This is a genomic window from Burkholderia sp. E168m23 (assembly GCF_016586125.1).
Taxonomy (GTDB): Bacteria; Pseudomonadota; Gammaproteobacteria; order Burkholderiales; family Burkholderiaceae; genus Burkholderia; species Burkholderia orbicola.
The window spans coordinates 1-6737 of record NZ_BCPP01000327.1; the positions used below are offsets into that span (position 1 = coordinate 1).

A 6737-nucleotide genomic window follows, 5' to 3' on the forward strand; every position below is an offset into this window, starting at 1 on the left:
CGCGCTCGGTTTCGGGTCGCAGAAGCTCGTGCAGGATTTCATCACCGGGATCTTCCTGCTGATGGAAAACGCGATGCAGGTCGGCGACTGGGTCACGCTCGCCGGCGTGTCGGGCACGGTCGAATACCTGTCGATCCGCACGGTGCGGCTGCGCGCCGGCGACGGGTCGCTGTACACGATCCCGTTCAGCTCGGTGACGACCGTCAACAACACGAATCGCGGGCTCGGCAACGCGGCCGTCAAGGTGAGCATCGCGTACGGCGAGGACATCGACCGCGCGATCGCGACGCTGAAGGAAATCGGCGCCGCGTTGCGCGACGATCCGAAATACCACGACGGCATCCTGTCGGACTTCAGCTACTGGGGTATCGATCAGGTCGACGGCGCGGCGCTCGCGCTGGCCGGGCAGATGCAATGTACGGACTCGGCACGCTGGGGCGTGCAGCGCGAATTCAACCGGCGGATCGCGGAAACGTTCCGCGAACGCGGAATCCGGATCGCCAATCCGCAGCGCAGCGTCGTCGCCTATGCGGACGGATCGCGGCCGGTCGGCAGCGAGGAAAACGACCCGCGCCCCGACACGCGGAATGCCGCCGAGACGGCAGCGCCGTCGCCATCGCCCGACGGAGCGGAGCGCAAGCCAGGCTGATCGCCCCCAGCCGGTGACCCGCCGCGCTCAACGCGCGGCAGGCTTCTTCACGCGCGTCGTGCTTTTCGCGGCGGGCGGAACCGCCCCCGGCTTCGCCGCACGTCGTTTCGCCGCGGCACCCTGCGCCCGCTTTGCAGCGGATTCCGCGCTGGAGGCATGCGCATCGCGCTGCGCATGCCATTGCTCGAGCAGCACGCGCGTCTGGTCGGCAATCGTGTCGGTCACCAGCGCCGCGCGCTCGCCCTCGAACGCCTCCCATTCGAGCAACTGCAGCGCCGAACGCTGCGCGATGTGGAACACCGTGATCTGTCCGAACAGGCTCAGCGCGCGCAACCGCGTGACGGGATCGTCGGCCGGCCGCCCCGTGATGCGGCCGATCAATTCCGCGCTCACGTCGTTCAGCGGCTTGCGCATGCGCGTCATCAGGATCTCGCTCGCGCTCGCCGGCTCCTGGCCGCCCTGCTCGCGCGCGAAGAACATCCGCTGGTTCATCGTCTTCGGCGCGGTGAACATCCGGTCCGACAGCGCACGCAGCAGCCCGATGAACGCATCGATCAGCGCATCGACGCTCGCATGGCCGTCGAGCATCGCCCGCGCATGGCCGACCGCCGGCGCGAACACTTGCCAGCCGTGCTCGGCGATCGTCTCGACGCACGCGCGGTACACGCCTTCCTTGTTCTCGAAGTAGTACTGGAGCGCCGGCGCGTTCACGCCCGCCATCGCGGCGATCTCGCGCGTCGACGCGCCCGCGAACCCGCGTTCGCCGAACAGTTCGATCGCCGCCTCGATGATCCGCTGGCGCGTCTCGTCGCCGCGCGCGTAGCCGCCCGCCGACGTGCGGCGCAGCTTCTTCGCTTCGTTCATGCCTTCCTCGTCATTCGATCGATCCACATTCTACTTGACACAATTTTATCAACTGGAATAATTCTTCCACTTGGAATAATTTGGATCACGCATGTCGACGCCACAAGACCCGCCACAGAAAGCAGATCGTCAGGAAAACAAAACAACGCCGCGCAACGGCAACGGCGGAACGAGGCGGCGCATCCTGCTCGTGGTCGCCGTGCTCGCGGCCGTCGGCGGCGCGGTCTGGCTCGGCCGCTGGTGGACGGTCGGCCGCTTCATCGAAAGCACCAACGACGCGTACCTGCAGGCGGACAGCATGACCGCCGCACCGAAGGTCGCCGGCTACGTGACCGACGTCTACGTGCGCGACAACCAGCCCGTGAAGGCCGGCGATCCGCTCGTGCGGCTCGATGTCCGCCAGTACCAGGTGGCGCTCGCGCAAGCGCAGGCGACCGTCGACGCCCGCCGCGCCGATATCGCGCGCGCCGAAGCCGACATCAGCCAGCAGCGCGCGAATCTCGAGCAGGCCGACGCGCAGGCGAAGGTGTCGCGCATCAACGCGCAGCACGCAAGCGACGAGTACACGCGCTATGCGCCGCTCGCGGCGACCGGCGCCGAAACGCACGAACGCGTGGCCGATCTGAAAAGCACGCGCGACCAGGCGGCGGCGACACTCGCCGCGAACAACGCGTCGATCGCCGCCGCACGCACGCAGATCGCGTCGTTCACCGCGCAGCTCCAGCAGGCGCGCGCGCAGCTCGAGGCCGCGCAGGCCAGCGCCGCGCAGGCGCAGCTCGACCTCGACAATACGATCGTGCGCAGCACGCTCGCGGGCCGCGTCGGCGATCGCACGGTGCGCGTCGGGCAATACGTGCAGCCCGGCACGCGCCTGCTGACCGTCGTGCCGGTCGATTCGATCTACCTCGTCGCGAACTTCAAGGAAACGCAGATCGGCAACATGCGCATCGGCCAGCCCGTCGAGCTGCACGTCGATGCGCTGCCGGACGGCCCGCTGTCCGGCGTCGTCGACAGCTTCGCGCCCGGCACCGGCGCGCAGTTCGCGCTGCTGCCGCCCGAGAACGCGACCGGCAACTTCACGAAGATCGTCCAGCGCGTGCCGGTGCGCATCCGTCTCGCCGCGAACGCCCGCGCGCAACGCATGCTGCTGCCCGGGCTGTCGGTGACGGTCGACGTCGATACGCGCTCGGCCCGCGACGAGCAGCATCATGGCTGATACGCCCGCCACGATCCCCCTGCCGCCGCATGAAGGCCGCGCGAGCGTGACCGACTGGATCGCGGTCGCGGCCGGCGCGCTCGGCGCGCTGATGGCAACGCTCGACATCTCGATCACGAATTCTGCGCTGCCGCAGATCCAGGGCGAAATCGGCGCGACCGGCACCGAAGGCACGTGGATCTCGACCGGCTACCTGATGTCGGAAATCGTGATGATCCCGCTCGCCGCCTGGCTCACGCGCGTGTTCGGGCTGCGCAATTTCCTGCTGACGAACTCCGCGCTGTTCATCGCATTCTCGATGATGTGCGGCTGGTCGCATTCGCTGCCGATGATGATCGCGGGCCGGATCGGCCAGGGCTTCACCGGCGGCGCGCTGATTCCGACCGCGCAGACGATCATCCGCACGCGATTGCCGCTGTCGCAGTTGCCGGTCGGGATGACGCTGTTCGGCCTGATCGTGCTGCTCGGGCCGCTGTTCGGCCCCGTGCTCGGCGGCTGGCTCGCGGAAAACGTGAACTGGAGCTGGTGCTTCTTCCTGAACCTGCCGGTGTGCCTGCTGCTGATGGCCCTGCTGGTGTTCGGCCTGCCGTCGGACCGCCCGCAATGGAGCGCATTCTTCAACGCGGACTGGCTCGGCATCCTCGGCCTCGCGATCGGCCTCAGCTCGCTGACCGTCGTGCTCGAGGAAGGCCAGCGCGAACGCTGGTTCGAATCGCAGATGATCGTCACGCTGAGCATCGTGTCGTTCATCGGGATGGTCCTGATCGCGCTGTCGCAGCGCTTCGCGAAGCGGCCGATCATGCGGCTGTCGCTGATGCGCAACCCGCGCTACGCGAGCGTCATCGTGATCGTGTCCGCGGTCGGCGCCGGGCTGTACGGCGTGTCTTACCTGCTGCCGCAGTTCCTCGCGATCGTCGCCGGCTACAACGCGGAACAGGCTGGCGCGATCATGCTGCTGTCGGGGTTGCCGGCCTTTCTCGTGATGCCGATCCTGCCGCGCCTGCTCGGCAAGGTCGATTTCCGCATCCTCGTGATCACGGGGCTGCTGCTGTTCTGCCTGAGCTGCATGCTCGACATCAGCCTGACCGCACAGAGCGTGGGCCACGATTTCGTATGGTCGCAACTGATCCGCGGCCTCGCGCAGATGCTCGCGATGATGCCGCTCAACCAGGCGTCGATGGCGGCCGTCGCGCGCGAAGACTCGGGCGATGCGGCCGGGCTCTACAACATGGCGCGCAACCTCGGCGGCTCGATCGGGCTCGCGATCATCGGCACCGTGATCGACCGGCGCACGACTTTCCATACGGCCGCGCTGCGTGAATCGGTGACCGCGAACTCGCTGATCGGGCAGGATCGCCTGTCGGCCTATGCGGCCAACTGGTTCGCGCACACCGGCGATCTCGCGTATTCGAACCTGCGCGCCCTCGGTCAGCTGGCGCAGCAGATCCAGATCCAGGCCGTCGTGATGACCTATTCCGAAACCTTCTATCTGCTGGGCCTCGCGCTGCTCGCCTGCGTGCCGCTCGCGCTGCTGCTGAGAACGCCGCGCGGGCCGCAACCGATGTCGTCCGGCCATTGACCCGTCATACGCGATGAAACCCTTCTCCCTGCCCCGCCGCCCCGCGCTCACCCTGTGTGCGGCCGCGTGCCTGCTCGCCGGCTGCACGGTCGGCCCCGACTACCACGGCGCGCCCGCCGCACCGGATGCATCGACCTTCGTGCGTGCGCCGGCCACTGGCGTCGACACCGCGTCGCCCGCACCGAGCGCGTGGTGGCATGCACTGAACGATCGCCAGCTCGACGCGCTGATCGTCGCCGCGCTCGTGTACAACCCCGATCTGCACGCCGCGCAGGCCCGCTTGCGCGCGGCACGCGCACAGCTCTCGCAACAGCGCGCCGCGCAGATGCCGAAATCGTCGGCCACCGTCGCGGCCATCCGCATGCGCGAGCCGGACGTCAGCGCGCTCGGCTCGCTGCTGCCGTCGAACGGCTCGGAGCAATCGGGCGGCACGTCGCCGTCGCTCGGCGGCTCGGGGCCGCTGCAACTCTATTCGGCGGGCTTCGACGCGACGTGGGAAATCGACCTGTTCGGCGGCACGCGCCGCGCGGTCGAAGCCGCATCCGCCCAGGCCGAAGCGGTCGATGCCGATCTCGCCGACACGCAGGTGTCGATCGCGGCCGAAGTCGCGAATGCGTATGTCGACCTGCGCGACCAGCAGCAACGACTTGCGTTGTCGAAGCGCACCGCGCAACTGCAACAGCAGATGCTCGAACTGACGCAGCAGCGCCGCGCGCGCGGCGTCGCGGCCGATGCCGACATCGAGCGACTGACGACGCAGGTCGAGAACACGCGCGCGTCGCTGATCCCGCTCGACGCCCAGGTGACCGAATCGCTCGACCGGCTCGCGATCCTGACGGGCCGCGCGCCGGGCGCGCTCGACGCCGCGCTGTCGACCCCGGACGCGGCATTGCCGACGCTGCCCGGCAGCGTCGCGATCGGCGATCCGGCCACGCTGCTGAAACAGCGCCCCGATATTCGCGCGGCCGAACGCCGGCTTGCGTCCAGCAATGCGCAGATCGGCGAGCATGTCGCCGACTATTTTCCGAAGGTGACGTTGCTCGGCGATCTCGGCTTCAGCGCGACGGACCCGGGCCATCTGTTCCGCAAGCAGAATTTCACGTGGGTCGGTGCGCCGTACCTGCAATGGAACATTCTCGACTTCGGACGCACGCGTGGCGCGGTACGCGCGGCAGAAGCATCGCGCGATGAAGCGGAGGCGAATTATCAGAAGGCCGTGCTCGGTGCATTACAGGATGCCAACACCGCGTTGCAGCGTTACGGGCATCAGCGCGAGCACGTCGTCGCATTGACGAAGGTGCAGACGTCGGCCGTTCATTCGCGCGCGCTGATGGACCAGCGCTATCGCGCGGGCGTCGCGTCGATGATCGACCTGCTCGATACGCAACGTGAAGCGTTCGCCGCGCAGCAGAACGTGATCGCCGGGCAGGCCGAACTGATCAAGAACTACGTGTCGGTGCAGAAGAGCCTCGGGCTCGGCTGGCAGACGAGCGCCGGTTGACGCACCGCCGCAAATCATGCACGACCAATGCATCATGCTCGTTGAAACAATCCAGCAATAACTCATTGCGCGCGCAACAATCCCGCTTCGTTTCTTGCGCAACGAACGAGCTCGCGCCGCATCGACCCCACGGCTATCGAAAACATATCGAATATCAATTAGCCAATCGTCTGACGATCTCTTCTAATTCAGTCGGCTTCCCCACCACCGATCGGATTCAAGGAGTTCCATCGTCATGTCCTCATCTTCCCATCGCGTGCTGCGGCACGCAGTCGCCGCAATCTGCGTGGCACTCTCCGCCTCTCCGTACGCCGCCGAACTCACGCGCGACACCGGCGCGCCCGTCGGCGACAACCAGAATTCGCAGACGGCCGGCCCCGCCGGCCCGGTGCTGCTGCAGGATTCCGCGCTCATCGAGAAACTGCAGCGCTTCGATCGCGAACGCATTCCCGAGCGCGTCGTGCATGCGCGCGGCACCGGCGCATTCGGCGAGTTCGTGCCGAGCGCCGACATCTCCGACCTGACGAAAGCGAAAGTCTTCACGCCGGGCACCCGCACCCCCGTATTCGTGCGCTTCTCCACCGTGATGGGCTATCGCGGCTCGCCCGAGCAGGCGCGCGACCCGCGCGGCTTCGCGGTGAAGTTCTATACGCAGCAGGGCAACTGGGACATGGTCGGCATCAACTGGCCGGTGTTCTTCATTCGCGACGGCATCAAGTTCCCCGACTTCGTGCACGCGAACAAGCCGAGCGCCGTGACCGGCGTGCAGGACCCGAACCTCGCGTTCGACTTCTTCGCGCACACGCCCGAAGCGACCCACATGCTGACGCGGCTGTACACGGACGAGGGCATGCCCGATTCGTATCGCCGCATGGACGGCTTCGCGGTGCATGCGTTCAAGTTCGTCAATGCGCAAGGCGACGTGCAC

6 protein-coding genes are annotated in these 6737 nt (G+C 67.3%); 5 read left to right on the forward strand and 1 reads right to left on the reverse strand.

The window, feature by feature from the left end; all coding sequences use genetic code 11:
• Nucleotides 1–649 (forward strand): mechanosensitive ion channel family protein (locus tag JMF90_RS17815; protein WP_201325274.1); only part of this gene is annotated, 649 nt, incomplete at its 5' end.
• Nucleotides 650–676: 27 nt separating this feature from the next.
• Here JMF90_RS17815 and JMF90_RS17820 read toward each other — a convergent pair.
• A complete protein-coding gene (locus JMF90_RS17820; RefSeq protein WP_011548129.1) occupies nucleotides 677–1513 on the reverse strand; it encodes a CerR family C-terminal domain-containing protein in 837 nt (278 codons plus the stop codon).
• Nucleotides 1514–1604: 91 nt separating this feature from the next.
• Here JMF90_RS17820 and JMF90_RS17825 point away from each other — a divergent pair, with 91 nt between their 5' ends.
• The 4 genes from JMF90_RS17825 to JMF90_RS17840 all read left to right on the forward strand — a co-directional run.
• Nucleotides 1605–2729, forward strand: coding sequence for an HlyD family secretion protein (locus JMF90_RS17825; RefSeq protein WP_011548130.1), 1125 nt, complete (start codon nucleotides 1605–1607; stop codon nucleotides 2727–2729).
• Nucleotides 2722–4308: an MDR family MFS transporter gene (locus tag JMF90_RS17830; protein ID WP_011548131.1), complete on the forward strand. Its 1587-nt coding sequence runs from the start codon at nucleotides 2722–2724 to the stop codon at nucleotides 4306–4308. Before JMF90_RS17825 ends, JMF90_RS17830 begins: the two co-directional genes overlap by 8 nt.
• A gap of 13 nt (nucleotides 4309–4321) precedes the next feature.
• On the forward strand, nucleotides 4322–5809 hold the full coding sequence (locus tag JMF90_RS17835) for an efflux transporter outer membrane subunit (protein ID WP_011548132.1): 1488 nt from the start codon (nucleotides 4322–4324) through the stop codon (nucleotides 5807–5809).
• A 235-nt stretch (nucleotides 5810–6044) separates the two neighbouring features.
• Nucleotides 6045–6737 (forward strand): catalase (locus tag JMF90_RS17840; protein WP_201325275.1); only part of this gene is annotated, 693 nt, incomplete at its 3' end.

Bases quoted from the DNA above. Each gene is read 5' to 3' on its own strand.
- JMF90_RS17820 (WP_011548129.1), bottom strand. From the start codon at position 1,513: ATGAACGAAGCGAAGAAGCTGCGCCGCACGTCGGCGGGCGGCTACGCG.
- JMF90_RS17830 (WP_011548131.1), top strand. From the start codon at position 2,722: ATGGCTGATACGCCCGCCACGATCCCCCTGCCGCCGCATGAAGGCCGC.
- JMF90_RS17835 (WP_011548132.1), top strand. From the start codon at position 4,322: ATGAAACCCTTCTCCCTGCCCCGCCGCCCCGCGCTCACCCTGTGTGCG.
- JMF90_RS17825 (WP_011548130.1), top strand. From the start codon at position 1,605: ATGTCGACGCCACAAGACCCGCCACAGAAAGCAGATCGTCAGGAAAAC.